16 protein-coding genes are annotated in these 19,946 nt (G+C 72.7%); 2 read left to right on the top strand and 14 right to left on the bottom strand.

The annotated features are described in order from the left end of the window. Positions 1 to 21: 21 nt before the first annotated feature. From KOI35_RS09290 to KOI35_RS09235, 12 genes are all read right to left on the bottom strand, one after another. Positions 22 to 2,337: an RICIN domain-containing protein gene (locus KOI35_RS09290; RefSeq protein WP_215785679.1), complete on the bottom strand. Its 2,316-nt coding sequence runs from the start codon at positions 2,335 to 2,337 to the stop codon at positions 22 to 24. A 120-nt stretch (positions 2,338 to 2,457) separates the two neighbouring features. Next, positions 2,458 to 3,870, bottom strand: coding sequence for an argininosuccinate synthase (argG, locus tag KOI35_RS09285; RefSeq protein ID WP_215785678.1), 1,413 nt, complete (start codon positions 3,868 to 3,870; stop codon positions 2,458 to 2,460). Between the two features lie 55 nt (positions 3,871 to 3,925). After that, positions 3,926 to 4,990, bottom strand: coding sequence for a magnesium and cobalt transport protein CorA (locus KOI35_RS09280; protein WP_215785677.1), 1,065 nt, complete (start codon positions 4,988 to 4,990; stop codon positions 3,926 to 3,928). A gap of 9 nt (positions 4,991 to 4,999) precedes the next feature. Next, the gene (locus tag KOI35_RS09275; protein ID WP_215785676.1) at positions 5,000 to 8,173 is read right to left on the bottom strand and encodes an LCP family glycopolymer transferase; all 3,174 of its coding nucleotides are present in this window, start codon (positions 8,171 to 8,173) and stop codon (positions 5,000 to 5,002) included. Positions 8,174 to 8,177: 4 nt separating this feature from the next. After that, on the bottom strand, positions 8,178 to 8,351 hold the full coding sequence (locus tag KOI35_RS09270) for a hypothetical protein (RefSeq protein ID WP_215785675.1): 174 nt from the start codon (positions 8,349 to 8,351) through the stop codon (positions 8,178 to 8,180). A 105-nt stretch (positions 8,352 to 8,456) separates the two neighbouring features. Next, complete coding sequence (locus tag KOI35_RS09265; protein ID WP_215785674.1) at positions 8,457 to 9,464, bottom strand: sensor histidine kinase; 1,008 nt, start codon at positions 9,462 to 9,464, stop codon at positions 8,457 to 8,459. Next, positions 9,461 to 10,186: a response regulator transcription factor gene (locus KOI35_RS09260; RefSeq protein ID WP_246612917.1), complete on the bottom strand. Its 726-nt coding sequence runs from the start codon at positions 10,184 to 10,186 to the stop codon at positions 9,461 to 9,463. The genes KOI35_RS09265 and KOI35_RS09260 overlap by 4 nt, the downstream gene beginning before the upstream one ends. Before the next feature lie 67 nt (positions 10,187 to 10,253). Continuing rightward, positions 10,254 to 10,634 carry a hypothetical protein gene (locus tag KOI35_RS09255; protein WP_215785672.1) on the bottom strand — a complete coding sequence of 127 codons (381 nt, stop codon included), beginning with the start codon at positions 10,632 to 10,634 and terminating at the stop codon, positions 10,254 to 10,256. After that, the gene (locus KOI35_RS09250; RefSeq protein ID WP_215785671.1) at positions 10,631 to 11,914 is read right to left on the bottom strand and encodes a molybdopterin-dependent oxidoreductase; all 1,284 of its coding nucleotides are present in this window, start codon (positions 11,912 to 11,914) and stop codon (positions 10,631 to 10,633) included. The genes KOI35_RS09255 and KOI35_RS09250 overlap by 4 nt, the downstream gene beginning before the upstream one ends. Further along, positions 11,887 to 12,528, bottom strand: coding sequence for a class I SAM-dependent methyltransferase (locus tag KOI35_RS09245; RefSeq protein ID WP_438870592.1), 642 nt, complete (start codon positions 12,526 to 12,528; stop codon positions 11,887 to 11,889). The genes KOI35_RS09250 and KOI35_RS09245 overlap by 28 nt, the downstream gene beginning before the upstream one ends. After that, a complete protein-coding gene (locus KOI35_RS09240) occupies positions 12,525 to 13,160 on the bottom strand; it encodes a TIGR04282 family arsenosugar biosynthesis glycosyltransferase (RefSeq protein ID WP_215785669.1) in 636 nt (211 codons plus the stop codon). Before KOI35_RS09240 ends, KOI35_RS09245 begins: the two co-directional genes overlap by 4 nt. Then, positions 13,157 to 13,816 carry a glycosyltransferase family 2 protein gene (locus KOI35_RS09235; protein WP_215785668.1) on the bottom strand — a complete coding sequence of 220 codons (660 nt, stop codon included), beginning with the start codon at positions 13,814 to 13,816 and terminating at the stop codon, positions 13,157 to 13,159. The genes KOI35_RS09240 and KOI35_RS09235 overlap by 4 nt, the downstream gene beginning before the upstream one ends. A gap of 154 nt (positions 13,817 to 13,970) precedes the next feature. Here KOI35_RS09235 and KOI35_RS09230 point away from each other — a divergent pair, with 154 nt between their 5' ends. Continuing rightward, on the top strand, positions 13,971 to 15,020 hold the full coding sequence (locus KOI35_RS09230) for an NAD-dependent epimerase/dehydratase family protein (RefSeq protein WP_308120878.1): 1,050 nt from the start codon (positions 13,971 to 13,973) through the stop codon (positions 15,018 to 15,020). Next, positions 15,017 to 16,366, top strand: coding sequence for a hypothetical protein (locus KOI35_RS09225; protein WP_215785667.1), 1,350 nt, complete (start codon positions 15,017 to 15,019; stop codon positions 16,364 to 16,366). Before KOI35_RS09230 ends, KOI35_RS09225 begins: the two co-directional genes overlap by 4 nt. On the opposite strand, the gene KOI35_RS09220 is transcribed toward KOI35_RS09225, so the two are convergent. Together KOI35_RS09220 and KOI35_RS09215 are read right to left on the bottom strand one after the other, a co-directional pair. Continuing rightward, a complete protein-coding gene (locus KOI35_RS09220) occupies positions 16,353 to 18,644 on the bottom strand; it encodes a putative bifunctional diguanylate cyclase/phosphodiesterase (protein ID WP_215785666.1) in 2,292 nt (763 codons plus the stop codon). The two genes, KOI35_RS09225 and KOI35_RS09220, sit on opposite strands and share 14 nt — an antisense overlap. Before the next feature lie 71 nt (positions 18,645 to 18,715). After that, the gene (locus KOI35_RS09215; protein WP_215785665.1) at positions 18,716 to 19,861 is read right to left on the bottom strand and encodes a carbohydrate-binding protein; all 1,146 of its coding nucleotides are present in this window, start codon (positions 19,859 to 19,861) and stop codon (positions 18,716 to 18,718) included. Between the last annotated feature and the right edge of the window lie 85 nt (positions 19,862 to 19,946).

The following is a 19,946-nucleotide window of genomic DNA, read 5'->3' as shown; positions in this document are numbered from 1 at the left end:
CGGAGCGGACCTCTCGCCGGATCAGCCGCCGATGCCGAGCTCGACCCGGTTGCCGAGCGCGCTGCCCGCGGCGGTGCCGGGGTAGAGCCACAGCTTGCCGGAGCCGTTCTCGGTGGCGACGATGTCGTCGTACTCGTCGCCGTTGAACCTGCCCGCGGTGAGCTCGCTCATGCCGTTCCAGCCGCTGGTGCCGATCTGGATGCGGGCGCCGAGGGTGCCGTTGCCGGTGCCCGGGTAGAGCCACAGCTTGCCGGTCGAGACCTCGACCGAGACGATGTCGTCGAACTCGTCCCGGTTGAACTTGCCGACCGTGTTCTTGGCGTTGCCGCTCCAGCCACCGCCGTTGAGCAGCACCCGGGCGCCCAGGCCACCGCTCGCCGTGCCGGGGTAGAGGTAGAGCTTCCCGTCGCGGGTGTCGATGGTGACGAGGTCGGTGTAGTCGTCGGCGTTGAACTTGCCCGCGGCCAGCCGGTCCATCGAGTTCCAGCCGCTGGTGCCGATCTCCTGGCGGGTGCCGAGGGTGCCGCCGGCGACGCCGGGGTAGAGCCACAGCTTGCCGGTGTTCTTCTCGACCGCGACCACGTCGTCGAGCGCGTCGGCGTTGAACCGGCCGGTGACCAGCTTGTCCATGCCGTTCCAGCCGCCCGAGCCGATCATCACGCGGGCCCCGAAGGCATCGCGGGTGGCCGTGCCGGGGTAGAGGTACAAACGCCCGGTCGAGACCTCGGCCGCGATCAGGTCCTGGTAGGCGTCACCGTTGAACGAGGCCGACTCGAGGTTGACCAGGCCGCGGGCCCGGACGTTCCAGCCGGTCGACGGCACGGTGGCCGAACAGGGCAGCTGCGTGATCTTGGCGCCGTTCGTGGTGGACGCGTCGAGGACGGCCAGACACTTGGCGCTGTTGACGTTCTTCCACCGGGTCAGGCCGCTGCTGTCCTGCTGCGGCGCCCAGAGCTGCTCGTTGCCGTTGTTGCAGGTCCACTGGATGACGCGGGCCTTGTCGTCCTTGGAGCCACCGCCGACGGCCAGGCACTGGTTGCTGTTGAGGTTGCGCAGCACGTAGTTGCCGCCGGCCTTGGGGAAGAAGACCCAGGCCTGCTCCTTGCCCGCGCCGCACGGCCACTGGATGAGCTGCGTGTTGGTCTCGAGCGAGCCGGACGGGACGGCCAGGCACTGACCGGTGTGGCCGGCCTGCAGACGCTGCGGCAGGTCGGGGCGCACCGCGTACTGGCCGGTGCGGACGAAGTCGGCGACCGCCTGGGCGTTGCCGGCCAGGGCGTTGCGCGCGGCCAGGGCCAGGTTGCGGTTGGCGGCGGCCTCGGCCCGGTTGAGCACGTCGGTGGCCGACACCCGGTCGGCGGCCTCGGCGGCGGCCAGGGCCTTCTCGATGTCGCGGTTCTTGGCCGCGTGGATGCCGGCGTCGATGAACGTCTTCCACACCGCCGGGTCATTGCTGCGGGCGGCCGCGATGGCCGCGGCCTCGACCTCGCTGCCCTCGGCGGCGAAGTTCCAGACCTCGGTGACGAAGTCGCGGTCGGGCAGGCTCAGCAGCTGCTCGGTGACCGGCAGGCCGATCCGGTTGGCGGCCAGCTGCTTGGCCGAGCGGGCCAGCGCGGCCTGCTTCTCGGCCTCGGTGCGGGTCTCGTCCTCGGAGATCCGGCGGTCGACCGCCTCCTTGGCCGCGGCGGCCATGCCGGACGCGATGAACTGGGCCTGCTCGGCCGCGGTGCCGGCGCGGGCGGCGGCCGCGGCAGTCTTGACCTCGGTCCACTTCGGGTCCTCGGCGACGCGCTCCCAGATCAGCCGGATGAAGTCGGCGTCGGTGCCGTTGAGCAGGTCGGCCCCGGCCACGATGTCGATGCTGGCCGCCGCGGCGGCGCGGGCCTGGTCGGACAGGCGTTTGGCCTCGGCCTCGGACCGCTCGCGGGCGACGTCGCGGTCGAACGCGGCGAACACTCCGGTGGTGATGAAGTCGTAGCAGGCCAGGTCGGTGGCGGCCGGGTTGGTGGCGTCGGACACGGTGCCGAACGCCTCCTCGGCGGCGGCCCGCACCTCGAGGTAGTCGCTGTTGTCCTTGACCAGCTTCCACAGCTCGATCACGAAGTCGCGGTCGGCCCGCTCGATCAGCGCGGAGTCGTCGCCGCGGCCGAACTTCACCGCGACGGCGAGCTTCTGCTCGTACGAGGCCATGCTCGCGCCGGCGTCGGCGGCCAGTGCGGCCGAGACGGGTGCGGGAGCGGCGTAGACGGTGCTGGAGGTGGTGGCGGTCAGCGCGGTCACCGCGATGGCGGCGGCCAGGACCGGCCGTGCCCAGCGGGCACGGTGCATCGATGTCATGAAGTTGTCCCCGTTGGTGAGTCAGTAACGCAGCAACGCCATCGAACTCCGTGAAATCAGGAGATCGATGGCGGTGCGTACGTTAGCCGTCGCTCACCTTGCCGCACAAGGCCGGGTGACTCAGTCGGTGCCGGACTCCATGGCGGCCTGGTCGAGCAGGTCGACCTCGGCCGGAACGGCGCCGCGGGAGGCGATCTCTTCGGCCCCGCCCGCGGGCAGGGCGCCGACCAGGCCCTGGGGGCTGCCGACCATGCCGAGCCGGGCGTACTGCTCGAGCTTGGCCCGGGAGTCGGCGATGTCGAGGTTGCGCATGGTCAGCTGGCCGATGCGGTCGGCCGGGGCGAACGCCGGGGTCTCGGTGCGCTCCATCGACAGCTTGTCGGGGTGGTAGCTGAACGCGGGCCCGGTCGTGTTGAGCACCGTGTAGTCGTCGCCGCGGCGCAGCCGCAGGGTGACCTCGCCGGTGATCGCGTTGCCGACCCAGCGCTGCAGCGACTCGCGCACCATGAGCGCCTGCGGGTCGAGCCAGCGGCCCTCGTACATGAGCCGGCCCAGCTTGCGGCCCTCGGTGTGGTAGCTGGACAGGGTGTCTTCGTTGTGGATCGCGCTGACCAGCCGCTCGTACGCGATGTGCAGCAGCGCCATGCCGGGCGCCTCGTAGATGCCGCGGCTCTTGGCCTCGATGATCCGGTTCTCGATCTGGTCGGACATGCCCAGGCCGTGCCGGCCGCCGACCGCGTTGGCCTCGAGCACGAGGTCGACCGCGGAGCCGAACTCCTTGCCGTTGATGGTGACCGGGCGGCCCTCGACGAATCCGATCGTCACGTCTTCGGTGGCGATGGCGACCTCGGGGTCCCAGAACCGCACGCCCATGATCGGGTCGACGATCTCGATGCCGGCGTCGAGGTGCTCGAGCGACTTGGCCTCGTGGGTGGCGCCCCAGATGTTGGCGTCGGTCGAATACGCCTTCTCGGTCGAGTCACGGTAGGGCAGGTCGTGGGCGAGCAGCCACTCGCTCATCTCCTTGCGCCCGCCGAGCTCGGTGACGAACGTCTTGTCGAGCCACGGCTTGTAGATGCGCAGCGACGGGTTGGCCAGCAGGCCGTAGCGGTAGAACCGCTCGATGTCGTTGCCCTTGAACGTCGAGCCGTCGCCCCAGATCTGCACCTGGTCCTCCAGCATCGCCCGCACGAGCAGGGTGCCGGTGACGGCCCGGCCCAGCGGCGTGGTGTTGAAGTAGGTGCGGCCGCCGGAGCGGATGTGGAACGCGCCGCAGGCGAGCGCGGCCAGTCCCTCCTCGACCAGGGCGTCGCGGCAGTCGACGACCCGGGCGATCTCGGCGCCGTAGGCGATCGCGCGGGCGGGCACGGACGACATGTCGGGCTCGTCGTATTGGCCGATCTCGGCGGTGTAGGCGCAGGGCACGGCGCCCTTGTCACGCATCCACGCGACCGCGACCGACGTGTCGAGGCCACCGGAGAAGGCGATGCCGACCCGCTCGCCGACGGGGAGGGAGGAGAGAACCTTGGTCACACATGTGATTATGCACTACTCCGTATGTTCATGCGAGCCACTCCCCCGGGCGTGTTCAGAGCCACCCGGCGCGGCGCAGCACCCGGTGCAGCACGAAGGCGCTCACCAGCAGGAGCAGCAGGACGCTGGGATAGCCGTAACGCCAGGTCAGCTCGGGCATGTGGGCGAAGTTCATGCCGTAGACGCCGGCGATCGCGGTGGTCAGCGCGGCGATGGCGGCCCACGACGCGATCTTGCGCATGTCGTTGTTCTGCTCGACGGTCAGCTGGGTGAGCCGGGCCTGGAGCAGGGCGTTGAGCATGTCGTCGAACGACAGCACCTGCTCCACAGCGGCGGTGTGGTGGTCGGCGACGTCGCTGAAGTAGCGCCGGATCTCTTTGGGCAGGTCGGTGTTCTGCTTGCCGGACAGCGCGGCCAGCGGCCGCTGGAGCGGGAGCACGGCTGCCTTGAACTTCATCAGCTGGCGCTTGAGCTGATAGATCTGCTCGACCGAGATCGGGTTGCGGGGCGCGAACACGGCCGCCTCGGTCAGCTCGATGTCGGTCTGCACGGCGGCCGCGATGTCGACGTAGACGTCGACCAGCCGGTCGAGGATCGCGTGCACCACCGACCACGGCCCGTGCGACAGCGCCTCGGGGTCGGAGCTCAGGTCGGCCCGCAGCGAGCTGAGCTCCATCACCGTGCCCTGCCGCACGGTGATGACGAAATCGGGGCCGACGAAGAGCCGGACGAACCCGGTGCTGACGATCTCGCTGGTGGCGGTGACCCGCTCGTGCTCGACGTATTGAGCGGCCCGGACGACCAGGAAGAACACGTCGTCGTAGCGTTCGATCTTGACCCGTTGCTCGCGGTGCAGGATGTCTTCGATCGCGAGCGGGTGCAGGCCGAACTCCTCGGCGACCCGGGTGAGCGCGGCCTCGGTCGGTTCGTGCAGGCCGAGCCACACGAAGGCGCCCTCGCGCTCGCGGGCGGCCCGGTGCAGCTGGGCCAGGTCGGCCGCCGGGCCGGGACTCTCGACGGCGGTGCCGTCGACGATCAGGTCGCAGCCCACGATGGCGGTGTGGTCGGCGCGCCCGCGGCCCGCCGGCCGGGGAGGTTGCCAGGTCCGTCGGCTGTCCACTCGTGGAGACTACTGCGCCGCGAAGGACCCGCTCACCAGGTCAGGGTGAGCGGCCACGAACTGCGGCAGCTTCTCCTCTCGTACGGCCCGGAACAGCTCGAAGGCCGCCGGGTCGAGCGCCTCCCCGAGATAGTTGCGGGCCCCGTCGTGCCGGCCGTGGCCCGGGGTGCGCAGCATGGTGACCCGCCCCGGATCGATCCCGCGCAGCGCGAAAACCAGGTCGATCGGCTCGGCCGGCCCGGTCGTCACGGTCATCGCCGACCCGGCCGCGCGCAGCAGGGCGTCCAGCTTGACCGGGTTGGCCGCCAGGTTCTGCCGTTTCGCCTCGGCCGCGATCGACGCGATGAACTGCTGCTGATTGTGCTGACGGCCGTAGTCGCTGCCCTTGACCGTCTTACGCTGGCGCAGGAAGTCGATCGCCTCGTCCCCGGTCATCCGGCGGCACCCGGCCGGGAACACCCGGCCGGTGTGGATCGAACGGGTGTCGGCGTCCACGCACACCCGCAGGCCGCCGAGCGCCTTGACCACGTCGGAGAAGCCGTAGAAGTCGATCAGCACGGCGGCGTCGAGCCCGGGCAGGCCGGTCAGCTTCCGTACGGTCGCGGCCAGCAGCCGTCCGCCCTGTGCCCGATCCTGGTCGAGGCCCGCCCCGTACGCGAAAGAACTGTTGAGTCTGTCCCGGCCGCCGCGGAAACCGGTCTCGGGCAGGGGCGGGATGTCGACGATCGTGTCCCGGGGCAGCGAGAACAGGTAGGCGCGGTCCTTGGCCCGGGGAACGTGCAGGACCATCACGGTGTCCGAGCGGATCATGCCGGTCTGGCCCTTCCGCCAGTCCACGCCGATCAGCAGGATGTTGAGCGCCTTGTCGAGGCTCCACCCGTCCGGCGCGACGTGATAGGCCGCGGCGTCGCCGAGCAGGTCGTCCCGGGCCACCGCGCCCGCGTACCGGCCGGTGACCAGCGTGCCGCCGACCCAGGCACTGCCACTGAGCAGCACCAGCACCAGCCCGGCGCGGAAACTCCAGCGGGCCCAGCGGGGGTCGCGGTAGAGGCCGAGCCGCAGCTGGCGGACCAGTTCCCGGGTGCGGGCGGCCTTCGGGTCCGAGGTCGCGGCCGACGCGTCGAGTGCGGCCGCATGACCGGTCCGGGTCGAGGCGTGCCAGCGCAACCCGGTGCCGGCCAGTGCGGTCACCGCGGACTGGATGGTGACCAGATAGATCAGCTGGCGGTAGCCGATCTGCAGCAGCGGCAGCGACCACAGCGGCCCGGCCGGCTCCTTGTCGAGCCGGAACGCGTAGGCGGCGACGGCGAGCTGGGCCGCGTGCAGGCCGAGCCAGAGCAGCGCGACCAGGCCGGGCGGCCGGAACAGCAGCGCGTAGACCAGGTAGACGTCGATGATCGGGGCCAGCAGCGGCTGGAGGATCTGGAACGCCCCGACGTAGCCGAGCCCGCGGCGCCCGAACCGGCCGGCCGGGCCCTTCTCGACCAGCGCCCGGCGGTGCTTCCACATCGCCTGCATGGTCCCGTAGCACCACCGGTACCGCTGACGCCACAGGCCCGACCAGGTGCCGGGCGCCTCGGTCCACGCGCAGGCCATGTCGTCGTAGACCACCCGCCAGCCCGCCCGCACGATCGCCATCGTCAGGTCGGTGTCCTCGGCCAGGGTGTCGCTGCGTACGCCGCCGGCCGCTTCGAGGGCCGCCCGCCGGAAGCCGCCCAGCGCGCCGGGCACGGTCGTCATGCAGTCGGCCATCTCGAACACGCGCCGGTCCAGGTTGAACGCGACCACGTACTCGAGGTGCTGCCAGCGGCCGATCACGCCCCGCCGGTTGGCCACCTTGGCGTTGCCCGCGACCGCCCCCACAGCCGGGTCGGCGAACGAGCGGACCAGCATCTCGATCGTGTCCGGCTCGACGATGGTGTCGCCGTCGATCAGCACCAGGATGTCGTGCCGGGCCGCGGCCACCCCGGCCCGCAGTGCGGACGCCTTGCCACCGTTGGGGCGGCGCAGCACCCGTACGGTTGGTTCGTCCAGGGCTTCGACGAGGTCGGCGGTGCCGTCGGTGGAACCGTCGTCGACCACGATGATCTCGACGTCGGCCTGGGTGCTCGCCAGCAACGAGCGCACGGTGGCGACGATGTTGGCCGACTCGTTGAACGCCGGGACGATGACCGAGACCGGTACGGCGTACGGGGAAAGCGGGTTTTTTCGCCTGCGGCGGGCGTGGCGCCAGGCCGAGACCGCCTGGATCGCCATCCGCGTCCCGGCCAGGGCGGTGGCAAAGATCATCAACCAGAACATTCCCGTACGCGTCCAGCCCGCGCCCCGCTGCACGACGGCGAAGACCGCCCCCTGCGCCTTGGCCTGCCCCGAGGCCGGCGTGGCTTCGGGCGCACCGATCGTGGTCACGACGCGGCCCTGCGCGGCCAGCCGGGGCAGCAGCAGATCGAGGGCGTCGACGGTGGCCGACCGGTCCCCGCCGCCGTCGTGCATCAGCACGATGGCCCCGGCCGTGCTCGGCGGCATGGCCCGGTTGGCAATGGTCGCGGCGGTCGGCCGGCGCCAGTCGGTGGTGTCCCGGTCGGCCAGCACGGTCGTGTAGCCGGCGCGGCCCGCGTCCTCGATCAGGTCGAGCGCCGTCCGGTCCACCTTGGCCGGCGAGGCCAGATAGGGCGGCCGGAACAGCCGCACGTCCTGGCCGGTGGCGTGGGCGACGGCGTTGCGGGTCAGCTCGAACTCGAGGCGCCGGCGCGGCTCCGACATGGTCGTCAGGTCGCGGTGGGTGAACGAGTGCAGGCCGAGCTGGTGGCCCTCGGCGACGATCCGGCGGACCAGCTCGGGATGCTTGTTGACCTGGGCGCCGACCACGAAGAAGGTGGCCCGCGCGTGGTGCCGGCGCAGCGCGTCGAGGATGCGCGGCGTCCACACCGGGTCAGGACCGTCGTCGAAGGTCAGGGCGACCGTACGCGCCGGCAGTCGCTCGGCCCTTGTCGAAGGGTGGATGATCGGGCCGTCGACGGCCGACCCGCCGTCCACGATCTCGGTCTTGCCGGGCGAGACGGTGCCGCCGCCGGTCTCGCGGGCGAAGTCGTCGACGAAGAGCGTGACGACCAGCGCGGTCAGAGCCAGCGCGAAGATCGACCAGTGCGCCCGGGGGCGACCGGAGTTGCGGTGCCGGGGCACTGAGTCAGACGCTCCCCGGCCACGACGCCAGCACAATGCTGGTCACGATGAGCCCGAGCCAGCCGGCCAGCACCACCCCGATGAGCGTGCCGCCGATGACGACGGCCCGGCGGCGCGAACCCCGCCAATCCACGAACACCGGTTTCTGCGAAGGCCGCAGACGCCGGGTGTCATTCAAGTCGTTCATTTTCCCCCGTAGTTCGGGGGCGATCTTAGCCATCGGGTCCGACACTCGCTGACCGCGTCGTCGTCCGGCGTACCTTCGGACGGCGCCGGCGCCCGATCACGCCGCGGGCAGGCGCACCTCGAAGCGGCAGCCCGCCCCCGTGTTGCGCACGCCGACCAGCCCGCCGTGCGCCTCGACCAGGCCGCGCACAATGGCCAGGCCCAGCCCGCCGCCCGCCCCGCAGTCCGGGGTGCGGGCCCGCTCGCCCCGGAACGCGACGTCGAACACCCGGTGCAGGTCGTCGTCGGGGATGCCGCCGCACGTGTCGGACACGGCCAGCCAGACGTCGCCCGCCTCGAGTCCCGCGTCGACCTGCACGGTGCCGTCCTCGGGGGTGTAACGGACCGCGTTGATCAGCAGGTTGCTCACCACCCGGGCCAGCTCACGCTCCCCCGCCCGCACCCGGGGCCAGCCGCTCTCGGCCGCCCGCAGCGTGATCCCGCGCCGGGCCGCGAGTGGGGCGACCCCGGCCAGGGCGTCCGACACCACCTCGCGCAGCGGCACGATCGTCGGGGCCAGGCGCAGGGCACCGGCGTTGATCCGGGACAGCTCGAACAGGTCGTCGACCAGCTGGGTCAGCCGGTCGGTCTCGAGCCGGATCCGCCGGTGGTACTCGCCCACCGTGGCCGGGTCGGCGACGACGCCGTCCTCCAGCGCCTCGGCCATCGCCCGCAAGCCGGCCAGCGGTGTCCGCAGGTCGTGCGAGACCCACGCGACCAGCTCGCGGCGACCGGCCTCGAGCCGGCGTTCCCGCTCCCGCGCCTGGTCGGCCCACACCGCCGAGGCGGCCAGCCGCCGCCCGAAGGCCACACCGACCACCAGGCTGACCGCGGCCGAGGCGCTCACCGTCACCAGCACCACCCGCAGGTCGTGGGCCGACAGGAACATGGCCTGGGCGACGGCGGCCACCCCGGCGACGACGGCGGTCACGGTGACGGACAGCAGCACGACGATGTGCACGAGGATCGAACGGTCACGCAGCAACCGCAGCGCGCCGGCCCCGGCCGCCGCGACCACACCGCCCGCCGCCAGCGCGTACAGGCCGATCAGCAGCATGTCGGTCATTCGGCCTCGTAGCGGTAGCCGATGCCCCACACGGTGAGGATGCGCCGGGGCGCCGCCGGGTCGTCCTCGATCTTCTCGCGCAGCCGGCGGACGTGCACGGTGACCGTGGAATGGTCGCCGATCTGCCAGCCCCACACCTGGTCCAGCAGCTGGGTCCGCGACCAGGCCTGCCCCGGATGCCGCATCAGGAACTCGAGCAGGTCGAACTCGCGCACCGTGAGCGCCAGCGGCTCGCCCCGCCGCCAGGCGATCCGGCGGGCGGTGTCGGCGGTCAGGTCGCCGTCGGTCAGCATCGCGGCCGCCGCCGGTTCCGCGGTCGTTCCCCCGGCCCGGCGCAGCACCGACCGGATGCGCAGCACGAGCTCGCGCGGCGAGAACGGCTTGGTCACGTAGTCGTCGGCGCCGATCTCGAGCCCGAGCACCCGGTCGGCCTCCTCACCGAGCGCGGTCAGCATGACCACCGGCAGGTCGGGCACGTCGCGGCGCAGCCGCCGGCAGACCTCCAGACCGTCCAGCCCCGGCATCATGACGTCGAGCACCACGAGATCCGGTCGTTCCGCCGCCACCGCGGCCAGCGCGGCCGAACCGTCGCCGGCCAGCCGGACCCGGCAGCCCGACTGCTCCAGATACCGGCGCACGACGTCGCTGACCGTCGGGTCGTCGTCCACGACCAGCACCTGATGCTCCACGCTTCCCACGCTACCGATCCGCGCGCTTCGCAGTTCTTTCCATTCGCTTACGGCCGCGCCGCTCCGCTCGCCGACCGGCTCGACCGCGGTAAGTGAGCACTCACCTCCCTCGCGGCGGCACGCGGCGCCGGCGGCGGTAGGCGGCCACCAGCACGGCCGCGGCCAGCAACGCGGCCAGCACGAACAACAGGTTGCGCCCGTAGTCGAGCGGCAGCACCGACGGGTTGCCGGCCGGCGGTTGCGCGACGACCAGGGGCACGCCGACGACCAGCACCGAGGCCGCGACGATCGCCACGAACCGCGCGACCGGACGGGCCACGAGCGCACCGAACGCCAGCACGACCGGCATCCACACCAGGTCGTGGAAGACGACCACCGCCGCGAGAAAGAGCAGGACACCAGGATCGAAGAGCACACCCGCGAGCCCGTACGCCGTCACGAGCGCCCCGGCGACGATCAACGCACGGCGGATCCGGGTCATGATTCCGCCCGTACGGTCAAACGCCCCACCCACTTGGTCTGCAGCACGCCCGGCCGGTTGGGAGCGATCAGCCGCGCCGGATAGCCGTGGTCCGGGTGCAGCACCTCCCCGTTGAGCCGCAGCGCGATCAGGGTCGCCGGGTCGCGGGTGTGCGGCGCGGCGACGGTCGAGCTGCGGTAGCGCCCGCCCGCCTCGAGCGACTCGACCAGCACCGAGGCGTGCCGCGGATCGGCGCCGACCTGCCGGACCAGGTCGGCCAGGCGCACACCGCTCCAGCGGGCGTCCGCGCTCCACCCTTCGACGCAGGTGATCGGCAGGTCGACCGCGTGCTGCGGCAGGCCGTTGAGCGCGGCCAGATCCAGCTCGACGCTCCCACCCGGCCCGTCCACGACGAGCCGGTAGGCCGACATGTCCAGGACCGAGGTTCCCGCCGCCGCAGCGGTCTTGTTGACCGGCAGCCCCTGCGGGCCCAGGTCCGGGCGTCGGGGCGCCAGCAACGCCAGCGCGTCCAGCGGCCGAATCGTCTGCCCGGCCGTGGTCACCGTGATCAGGCCTACCGCGGCGCCCACCGCGACCAGCAGCCGCCGCCGCTGCGTCCCGGCGACGTCCGCGGATCCCGCCGAGCCGACTCCCGGAACGCAGTCTGCACGGTCGATCGGAGGCCCGTCCACCGCCGGATCGCCGGCCGGCACCGCTCGTGGAGGACGGCGCAGGGCGGCGCGCACGACCGGCAACTGCACACCGATGTGGACCAGGATCGCTCCCGCTACCAGCCAGGCGACCCGGTAGTGGCCGGTGGTGAAGAAGAACGGCATGGGTGCGTACCAGTGGGCGACGTTGAGCACGCCGCTGAGCACCTGGAACAGCGCGGCCGCGACCAGCAGGGCCACGCTCCCGCGTTCGGCCGCGTGGGCGAGCGACCGCACCGGCGGCCACGTGAACAGTCGCGGGTAGACCGACCACAGTTTGGCTCCGAGCAGCGGCACGCAGGCCAGCCCGGTCGCCACGTGCAGGCCCTGGGTGAACCGGTAGAGGCCCACCGGGCGGGACGGCCACCAGAACCAGCCGGGCGGGTGCTGGATCAGGTGGCTGAGCAGACCGGTGCCGAAGCAGACGGCGAACGCCACCCCGAGCGCGATGCCGAGCAGGCTGGTCAGCCGCTCCGACCGCAGCCGGGACGGGAAAGCGCCCGGCTCGAACGGGCCTTTCCGCAGGCTGTCCGGCGGCGCGAGCAGCCATCGGGCCAGTCGCCTCAGCGCCGGGCGAGGGTCCCGAACCATCGGTCCGCCTCCGTTCGCACGTCGAGCACACGCAGGTCCGCCTCCGCGGCCACGCGCGCCAGGTCGTCGGCGGACACGGCGGCCCAGGCCAGCCGGGCGCCGGGGCCACCGGTGGTGTGCACCTCGACCGATCCCGACCAGCTCGGGCGACCGGGCGGGGCCAGTTCGGCGTGGACCCGGCCGGTGCGGGCGATCAGCTGGTGGCACCGGCGCAGCAGGCGGGCCGGGTCGCCGCCGATGCCGATGTTGCCGTCGGCCAGCAGCACGTCGCGCCACCGGCCGGTGCCGGGTACCGAGCCGAACACGTCTCGCCGCAGGGCCGCGGCGCCGCGCTCGCGGGTCAGGCGGACAGCCTCCGCACTCACGTCGATGCCGAAGGCGCTGAATCCGGCCGCGGCCAGCGCCCCGACCAGGCGGCCGGGGCCGCAGCCGACGTCGAGCACGGGCCCGGTGCAGCGGTCCAGCAGCGTGGTATCGCCCGGCAGTTCGTCCCGGCACCACGCGGCCGGGTCGAACGGGTGCAGTTCGCCGAACGGGTCGCGCACCGCGAAGGACGCGGACCGTCCGGTCGCGGCCCGCCGCAGCGCCGCGTCGAAGAGGGCCACGCCGGTCACCGGGCCATCGCCGCCGGAGCCGGCACGTGCCGGCGTACCGCGACCGCGAACCGGCTGTCCGGCCGGCACTGCGCAGCGACCGCGTGGGCGTCGGCCGCGGTGTCGACGTCGCGCAGGACCGGCAGCATCCGCACGGTCAGGCCGAGCCGTACGAGGGCGGCCCGGGTGTCGGCCCCGGTGTCCGGGGTGGAGGTCGGGATCGCCCGCAGGACCTCGGCGCGGGCCGGGTCGCGCAGACCGAGCGCCCACCAGCCGCCGTCCTCGGCCAGGCCCAGCGTCGCATCGGCCTCGTCCAGGTCCAGCGCGTCATGCAGGTGCGCCTGGGTCAGCTGCGGCGTGTCCATCCCGACCAGCACCGACGGCGCGACGCCGGAGGCGAAGGCCCCGGCCAGCCGGTCGCCGAGGGTTCCCGGGGGCTGCGCGATCGTCTGCCAGCCGGGCGGTTCCGGGAGTTCGCCGTCCAGCGCCAGCACCCGTCGGCCCACTGCGGTAGCAGACACGGTGGCCAGCGTGTCGGCGAGTGCGGCCGCCGCGACCAGGGCCGCCTGCTGCGGGGTGCACGGCGGGCAGAGCCGCGTCTTGACCCGGCCCGGCACCGGCGCCTTGGCCAGCACGATCACCCGGCCGCTCATCGGGCCAGCACCGCGCTCATGTCGCGGACCGCGCGCAGCGTGCCCAGCGCCGAGCCGCTCACCTTGGACTTCGTGCCGGCCGCCCGCGGGTGGTAGCCGACGTCGACCTCGGTCACCCGCCAACCGGCCCGCCCGGCCGCCAGCAGCAGCTCGAGCGGATAGCCGAAGCGCCGGTCCCGCAGGCCGAGACCGAGCAGAGCTTCCTTCCGTACGGCGCGCATCGGTCCGATGTCGTGCACGGAGAGGCCCGTGCGCCGTCGAACCCGACGAGCCAGCACCGCGTTGCCCAGCCGGGCGTGCACCGGCCACACCCCGCGCCCGGCCGGACGACGGCGAGCCGTCGCGAGGTCGGTTGCTCCCACCCGTACGGGAAAAGCCAGACGCGGAAGCTCCCGGGGGTCGAACGAGCCGTCGGCGTCCATCACGCAGACCACGCCGTCGTCCGGATCGGCGGCCAGGATCCCGGCGTGCACGGCCGCGCCGTACCCGGGCTCGGTCACCGTGACGACCTCGGCCCCGAACTCGCGGGCGACCCCGGCCGTGCCGTCGGTGGAGCCGTTGTCGACGACGATCGCCCGGTAGCCGGGCGGCATCAGGGTCAGCAGGGCGGGCAGGGCCGGCGCTTCGTTGCGGCAGGGCAGCACGACATCGGTCATGATCCGGACGCTAGTGAGAACCGGACCCGCCAGGGCTTACCGCGCGGTGACGAGATCTTACGAAACAGTGACGTGACCAGCTGGTTCTTACGATCCGCGGACGTCCGGGGCGGATCGCGGCCGGATCCCGCCGACCGGCCCTACCGTCGGCCGGGTGACCCACGTACTCGTGACCGGCGGCGCCGGTTTCATCGGATCCCACGTCGTGCACGCCCTCCGGGAGGGCGGTGACGACGTCACCGCGCTCGACGTCGGCCACGACTTCGCGCATCGCACGCCCCCGCCCGCGACCGTCGACGGCGTGCCGGTGCACCGGGTGGATGTGCGCGACCGCCCGGCCGTGGCCGCGTTGCTGTCCGGTGTGGATGTGGTCGTGCACCAAGCCGCGATGGTCGGTCTGGGCGTCGATCTGGACGACCTTCCCGAGTACGTCGGCTGCAACGACCTGGGCACCGCGGTGCTTCTCGCGGCGATGGCCCGCGCGGGCGTCTCGCGGCTGGTGCTGGCGAGTTCCATGGTGGTCTACGGCGAGGGCGCCTACACGTGTGCGCGGCACGGCTCGGTGCGCCCGGCGGCCCGATCGGCGGCCGACCTCATGGCCGGCCGGTTCGAGGCCCGCTGCCCGGACTGCTCGGCCGACCTCACCCCGGGACTGATCACCGAGGACGCCATGCTCGACCCGCGCAGCGTGTACGCCGCAACCAAGGTCGCGCAGGAACATCTGAGCGCGGCGTGGGCGCGGCAGACCGGCGGTTCGGTCGTGGCCCTGCGCTACCACAACGTGTACGGGCCCGGGATGCCGCGGAACACGCCGTACAGCGGGGTGGCCGCGATCTTCCGGTCGGCCCTCGCGGACGGCCGGGCGCCCCACGTCTTCGAGGACGGCGGGCAGCGCCGCGACTTCGTCCACGTGCACGACGTCGCGGCGGCGAACGTGGCCGCCGTGGCCGCGACCCGTCGCGACCTGGGCTGGCGGGCCTACAACGTCGCGTCCGGGCGCCCGGCGACGATCGGGGACATGGCGGCCGAACTGAGCCGGGCCGCGGACGGTCCGGCCCCGGTGGTGACCGGCGAGTTCCGGCTGGGCGACGTCCGGCACGTGGTCGCCTCCCCGGCCCGCGCCGATGCCGAACTCGGCTTCCGGGCGGCGGTCGGCCTGGCCGAGGGTGTCGCCGCCTTCGCCCACGCCCCCCTACGCGGATGAGACCCCGCGACACCGCGCGCACGAGAGGCCCGGACGCCACGCGCACGACAGCCCGGGCCGATCTGGTGGCCGCCACTGTCGCCCTCGGGCTGTTCGCCGTCGCGTCGGCTGTCGCGGCGGTGCTCTACCTGAACGGGCGGCCGGTGCAGGCCAGCGCGGCGCCGCTGTTCGCGCACTGGCTCCCGCATGTGGGCCCGGGCACGCCCCTCGCGGTCGTGGTGGCGGTGCTGGTGTGGTGGCGCGGGCCGATGCTCGCCGCTCGGTTGTCGTGGTCCCGGCTGTCCGGCCTCGCCTACGCGACCGCCGTAGCCTGGTCGCTGTCGCTGGCCCTGATCGACGGCTGGACGCGCGGCATCGCCGGCCGCCTCACCACCCAGCCCGAATATCTGCACGAGGTCACCGGGGTCCATGACATCCCGGCGATGCTGCGCGGGTTCACCGCGAGGATCCTGGACGGCAACGCCGATTCGTGGACCACCCACGTGTCCGGCCATCCACCCGGGGCGCTGCTCACCTTCGTGGCGCTCGACCGGATCGGCCTGTCCGGCGGCGGCTGGGCCGGGCTCGTCTGTATCGCGGCCGGCGCGCTCACCGCCGTCGCCGTGCCGCACACGCTCCACCTGCTGGGAGCCGAGGACGCGGCCCGCGCCGCCGTGCCGTTCGCCGTGCTCTTCCCGGGTGCGGTGTGGGCCGGGGTGTCGGCCGACGGCCTGTTCGCCGGGGTCACCGCGAGCGGCGTGGCGTTGCTGGCCCACGGACTGACCCGGCGCGCCGGCACGATCGCGCTGGCCGGGGGCCTGCTGCTCGGCGTGGGCTGCTATCTCTCGTACGGGCTGGTCCTGATGGTTTTTGTCGTGGCCGGTGTGGTGATTGCGGCCGGTTTCTCCTGGCGCCCGGCGCTGTGGGCAACGGCCGGTGTGGCAGCGGTCGTGGTCACCTTCACCGCGTACGGCTTCTGGTGGCTCGACGGCTATCACCTGGTGGGCCGGCGCTACTACCAGGGCATCGCCTCGATCCGCCCGTACGCCTACTGGGTGTGGGCGAATCTGGCGGTGCTCGCGGTCAGCGCTGGTCCCGTGGCCGCCGTGATCGTGCGCCGGGCCGTACGGGCATCCACCGGTCCCCGCCGGGCGGTCTGGCTGCTGCCGTTGAGCGCCGCCGTGGCGATCCTGGCCGCCGACCTGTCCGGCTACAGCAAGGCCGAGGTGGAACGCATCTGGCTGCCGTTCGCGTGGTGGCTGACGGCCGGCGCGGCGCTGATCCCGGCCGATCGGCGGCGCTTCTGGCTGGCCGCCCAGGCCGTCGTCGCCCTGGCCGTCAACCACCTGCTGCTCACGACTTGGTGAGCACCGGCGACGACTGGCGCTCGGCCAGCAGTGACGCCAGGGCCGGGCCGGGCATCGGGCGGGCGAAGTGGTAGCCCTGCCCGTACCCGCAGCCCATCTCGGCCAGGCAGCGGGCCTGCTCGGCGGTCTCGATGCCCTCGGCCACCACGTGCAGCCGGTAGGCCTGGGCCAGGCGCACCACGGCCTCGGCCACCGCGTACGCGTCCGGGTCGGTGTCGATGCCGTCGACGAACGAGCGGTCGATCTTGAGCACGCTGACCGGCAGCAGACGCAGATAGCTGAGCGCGGCGAACCCGGTGCCGAAGTCGTCCACCGAGATGCCGATGCCCATCTCGCGCAGCGTGTTGAGCCGGGCCACGGTCGGCTCGTCGGGTTGCAGCACCACGCTCTCGGTCAGCTCGAGCACCAGCCGGTCGGCCGGGAAGCCGGTCTCGTCCAGGATGCCGCGGATGGTGTCGACCAGGCTCGCCAGCACCACCTGCCGGGCCGAGAGGTTGACGCTGAGCCACAGCGCGTCGGCCTCGGCCGGGTACTCGGCCCGCCAGGCGGCGGCCTGCCGGCACGCGTCGCGCAGCACCCACTCGCCGAGCGGGATCACCGCGCCGGTCTCCTCGGCCACCTCGATGAAGGCGCCCGGCATGAGCAGCCCGCGTGCCGGGTGGTTCCAGCGCACCAGGGCCTCGACCGTCACCATGGTGCCGGTGCTCAGGTCGACGACCGGCTGGAAGTGCACGACGAGCTCGTCGTTCTCGACCGCACGGCGCAGCTCGGCGTCCTGGGCGCGGGTGTCCATGTCGGCGGTGAAGACGCGGTACTGGCCCCGGCCGGCCCGTTTGGCCGCGTACATGGCCGCGTCGGCGTGCACCATCAGATGCAGCGTCTCGGTGGTGGTCTCGTCGCGGAAGGCGATCCCGATGCTCGCCTCGACCGCCAGCACCAGCTCCCCGAAGATCACCGGCGTGCGCAGCGCGTCGACCAGCCGCTGCGCGATGCTCTCGGCGGCGGCCCGGCTGGGCAGCGCGGGCAGCACGACGGCGAACTCGTCACCGCCGAGCCGGCCCGCGGTGTCGCCCGAGCGGATCACCGTACGCAGGGCGACCGCGACCGCCTTGAGCACGGCGTCGCCGGCCTCGTGCCCGTACGTGTCGTTGATCGGCTTGAAGCGGTCCAGGTCGATCAGGATGACGGCGCTGTGCCGTCCTTCGCGCATCGGCTGACGGACCACCTCGGCCAGGCGCTCGGCGATCAGCATGCGGTTGGACAGCCCGGTCAGCGGGTCGGTGACGGCGAGGCGGCGGTTCTCCCGCTGCGCGAACATCTGCCGGGCGATGACCAGGCCGGTCAGCGCGACCGCCCCGACGACCATCCCGCCGAGCCGGTAGAGCGACTGGTCCCGGGCGGCGAAGGCGAGCAGGCCGTAGGCGAGGGCGACCGCGACGTACGGGAGCCAGGCCAGACGGCCACGACGGGAGTGCTGCCGGCCGGCCGTCTGCTCGTCCGCGCGCAGCCGATGGTGCACGGCGAACAGCGACAGGGCGGCGCCTAGGGCCCACAGCACGAATGGCCAGTCGCCGGGCCGGAAATAGACCCCGAGCTGCACGGCCGCGATGGTGTAGGTGCTGTCGGCGACCACCTTGAGCGCCATCGAGCCGGCCAGCAGCCCCATCGCCGCCCCCGCCTCCGGGCGGCGCAGCAGCAGCGTGATGAGCGCGAAGAGCAGCAGCAGGTCGAGCACGGGCACGGCCGACGAGAAGGCGATCACGACCGGGTCGGCGCCGCGTTCCTGCATGAGCGGGCCGATCTCGAGATACCAGAGCGCCATGCAGGCGCCGGCCACCACGATCAGCGAGTCGATCAGCAGCTTGACCCGCTCGGCCCCGCTGCGGCGGGCCACCGGCATCACCAGCAGGCCGGCGACGACGAACGGGATCCCGGCCGCGTACAGGTAGTCGGACACGGCCGGGTAGACCGGCGTGGTGGGCACGAAGTTCTGGGCCAGCGACACCGCGTGCGCGACGACCTGCAGGACGAACGACACCTCGAGCAGGATCCAGGCCCGCCGCTCCGGCCGCTCCAGCCCGCCCCGCACCACCAGGCGCAGCCCGAGGGCGGCGGTCAGCAGCGTGATCGGGATGTAGGCGAGGTCGTTGAGCAGCTGGGCCTGGCCGGCACTGCCCCAGCCGGTGAAGAACTGCACGAGGATCAGCCCGAGAAGCGCACCCGCCCCCCAGACGGACGCCGTCAGCAGCCGGGAGGAACGCGCACGCACGGGGGCCATGAACTGCCCATCGGTGGCGGAACGCCCGGTCTTCGAACCCGTCAGTTGCGAACCGGGTGCAATTCGGGTCCCTACAGCGCCAGCCAGAGGGCCTGGACGTTCGGGGGCTCCCAGCTGACCAGCGACGTGTGGGCGATCCGGCACTCGTAGCGGGCGCCCTGATAGGTGACGACCTGACCCCGGGCGTACGCGACACCGGGGGCCCAGGCGGTCCCACCCGGGGCGGGCGTGGCCGGCTGGGTCGTCGGCGGCGCGGTGGCCGGCCGGCTGGTCGTGGTCGTCGGCTGCGGGGCGGTCACGGTGCAGTCGCCGGCGGCGGAGACCGTGTCAGTGTGCGTGGTGCCGGCCGAGCGGTAGGACGCCACCGCCGCGGTCGCCTGAGCCGGGGTCAGCACCTGGTTCTTGGCGTGGAAGACGTAGTCGACCGACTGCTGCCAGACCGCCGGAGCGCCCGCCGCCCGCCCGGCCAGGTCGATGAACCACTGGTTGAAGTCGATCGACATGGCCTGCCGGGGATAGAACTTGCCCGAGTGGTCGCCGACCAGCGTGCCGTCGATGTAGTACTTCACGTGGCCGTCGCCCACCGTGGCCTGCACGTCGTGCCAGCCGGCGATGCTGCGCGCCTGCTGATCGTGCTGGTTGTCGGCGTACCAGGGTTCGGGCACGTACGTGTACCAGCTGGTCTGGTAGTTGATCGGCCCGGCCTCGCCCCAGCCGCCGTTCGGCAGGTACTCGGAGAAGTCGAGCTCGGAATAGCTGGGGTCGCGCGGCGCGGCCAGCGGCGAGATCGCGTAGAAGGTCTGGTTGACGTGGTCGCCGTCCGGGCCGCTGACCGGGGCATCGGCGAACTTGACGCGGGCCAGGTAGGTGCCGGCCAGGAAGCGGCGCTGACTCTGCGAGAACTCGGCGTGCGTGGTGCCGGCCGCGGTGCCGTCGGTGGTGGCGGTCAGTTGCGCCACGCGTTGGCCGTCGACGGTGGGGAACGCGACGTTGTCGGCGCGCCAGCCCGCACCGGGGACGCCCGGGCCGCCGGTCTGGGTGCGGATGCTCCAACCGCGCTTGGTGAGGGCTGGATCCGTACGGGAAGAGTAATTGAAGTCGTCGAAGAGAGCGCCGCACGCGGTGGCGGCATCGCTGGTGGAGGCGGCGACGATGCCCGCGGCGGTGGTGGCCACGGCGAGACTGACGGCGACGACGGCGCTGCGTTTCCGGCCCATGGGGGTGGGGCTCCTTGCTGACGAGGCTGACGGGGGATGTTTACCACTGGTAAAGCAACTCCACGACAACGGCGTACGTCAATAT

It is taken from the genome of Paractinoplanes bogorensis (genome assembly GCF_018829635.1).
Taxonomy (GTDB): Bacteria; Actinomycetota; Actinomycetes; order Mycobacteriales; family Micromonosporaceae; genus Actinoplanes; species Actinoplanes bogorensis.
Note: the sequence above shows the minus strand (reverse complement) of the source record. Positions and strands in the feature narration are given on the sequence as shown.